We start from the raw sequence: 2462 nt of genomic DNA, 5'->3' as shown, positions 1-2462 counted from the left end.
GTACCAATTGCTGATGCGGCGGCTCCAGCTGATCCTGAAATTGCGCCGAACAGCATATTGGCCAGCACATTTACCACCGCTAAGCCACCCGGAAGCCGGCCAACGAGCACCTTAGCGAACTCAATAAGACGGGAAGCAATTCCCCCGGTATTCATCAGTTGCCCTGCCAAAATAAACAGTGGAATAGCTAGTAAGGTAAAGCTATTAAGCCCCGTCGCCATTCGCTGGGCAAAAGTAGTTACTGCCGGAAGGTAGTCAATAGACAACAGCATGGTAATAACTCCGGCAATGCCGATGCAGTAGGCAATAGGTACGCCCAAGGCAATAAAGAACACAAAACTAAAGACGAGAATAAGAATTTCGGTGATTTCCATTAGGAGGTTGAATGAGAGCGTTTTGGTTGTTGATGAGTTACAAGTTAGAAAGTTATAAGTTTCTGAAATCTGTTCTCCGTCTTCCAATTCCAGAACTCGTCCGGAAAATGTTTTGGTCTTCTCGCTTCCACTTCATTTCTTAACATTAAAAGCTTATTCACTTACTAGGGTAGATTCTCTCTGATATCCATTAAATGTGTTATCGAGGGCGTAGTAAGCGATAAGAAACCCGGATAGGGGCACGACCAAGTATACGTAGCCTAGCGGAAGTTCTAAAGCAGCGGATACCTGCCCAAAGAGGAAACTGGTATATACTAGCCAAAACCCGCCTACCCCTAGCACTCCTAAAGCGAATAATACTACGATAACGTTGATGAGAATATCCAATTGACGTTTTCTTTGGGGTGAAAGCCCTCCCGAAATTAAATCAATGGCTAAGTGTTGTTTTTCACCCGTGGCGTAGGCTGAACCCAAAAGTCCTACCCAGATAAGTAGAAAACCGGCCAGTTCGTCAGTGAAGCTCAATGGTGATTGAAATAAGTAGCGACTAACCACCTGGATCGTCACATCAATCACAATAGCTGACATCAGGATTACTAATAGCAGTCGTACTATTCTATCAAGAGTATTTCGTAATGTCATAAGTCAAGAGGCAGCTTTAATGCGTTGGATAAGGCTATTAAGTTCTTCGTTATCTTTAAAAGGCTCATATACACTTTCTACCGCTTGCTGAAATGGGCTTTTATCGGGGTAATTAATCTCCACTCCGGCGGCTTTCACTGCATCCATTGACTCTTGCTCCGAAGCATCCCACAGTTCTCGTTGATACTCTACCGATTCGTTGGCCGCCTCCTGCAACCACTGCTGTTCTTCGGGGTTCAACTCATTCCAGATAATCTGACTAATAAGCAGTACGTCGGGTACCTGAGTATGCTGGTCAATAGAGTAAAACTTACAAATTTCGTAGTGACGAGATAGATAAAAACTAGGTGGGTTATTCTCTGCTGCATCAACTACTCCACTTTGCAATGCAGTGTACAGCTCCCCAAAAGAAATGGGAGTCGGTGAACCACCCATAGCCTTCACCATATTAATTGCGTTGATACTAGACATCACCCGGACTTTCATACCCGATAGGTCGCCAGGAGTATCAATCGGTCGTTCTTTGGTATAGAAGCTACGGTAGCCTGAATCGTAAAAGCCTAGTCCTCGTAGCCAGATAGATTCTCCTGATTCCAAAATTTCTTTACCAACATCACTATCTAATACTTTAAAAGCGTGAGCTTTACTCTCAAATAGGTAAGGTAACCCTAATACCCGGTACTTATCTACAAAACCTTCCATTACGGCTGCCGAAACTTTGGTCATAGCTAAACTGCCGAATTGAAGCAATTCCACACATTCCCGTTCCGAACCTAGCTGCTCACTCGGATATACCTTTAACTCCATCTTACCGCCCGATTTTTCCTTCAAGCGGTCAGCCATATACACCATTGCCTGATGTACTGAGTGGTCTACCGACAAGCCATGCCCCAATCTAAGCGTTTTCACATCCACTTCCTGAGCACAGCCAAAAAACAGAAATGACACCAGTCCTAAGCAGAGTGTTATTTTCATAGATTAATTGTTGGTTGTTGATTGATTATTATTCATACGGGCTTAGGAATTAAGTTTTAGGGCTTAGAGCGTGTATGAACTTTATCTTTTAGTTTTCTTATAGTTCTTTTTCGGTCAAACTTCAGCTTTTTTGCGGACGATAGCTCAGGCTATCCTCCTTAAAAAGAGCCTTGCCTGACCAAAAAATACCTCATAACAAATTCTTAACATAAAATCCAAACACGCTCTTAGATATAACTCATGATTCACCAGTGTGCTATCACTATATATTCTCCATTGTCCATTGCTAATTGCTCCGGCTCATCTCGTACGCTTGCATGGTAAGATAATATTTCGTTAGCATATTCTTGATTTCCCAATCCGGTAACTCTCCGGCTACCAGATATTCCAGGTATTTCTCGGTAACCTGTGAAAAGTGGGCTTCGTGGCCAACTTTATATTCTTCGGGTACTAGAACTTCCCAGCCATCTT

General features: G+C 43.2%; 4 protein-coding genes. All 4 read right to left on the bottom strand.

The genetic code is table 11. The features are described 5' to 3' along the window. The coding region (locus WBA23_RS02145; RefSeq protein WP_424580595.1) for a TRAP transporter large permease subunit at nt 1–374 on the bottom strand (374 nt) is incomplete at its 3' end. 153 nt (nt 375–527) lie between these two features. Continuing rightward, nucleotides 528–1016, bottom strand: a complete 489-nt coding sequence (locus WBA23_RS02140) for a TRAP transporter small permease (protein WP_424580594.1) — start codon at nt 1014–1016, stop codon at nt 528–530. Nucleotides 1017–1019: 3 nt separating this feature from the next. Continuing rightward, entirely contained in the window at nt 1020–1991 is a 972-nt protein-coding gene (locus WBA23_RS02135; protein WP_424580593.1) for a TRAP transporter substrate-binding protein, read from the bottom strand. A gap of 286 nt (nt 1992–2277) precedes the next feature. Then, the coding region (locus WBA23_RS02130; protein WP_424580592.1) for a putative oxidoreductase C-terminal domain-containing protein at nt 2278–2462 on the bottom strand (185 nt) is incomplete at its 5' end.

This window comes from Tunicatimonas sp. (genome assembly GCF_049647865.1).
GTDB lineage: Bacteria > Bacteroidota > Bacteroidia > Cytophagales > Cyclobacteriaceae > Tunicatimonas.
Note: the sequence above shows the minus strand (reverse complement) of the source record. Positions and strands in the feature narration are given on the sequence as shown.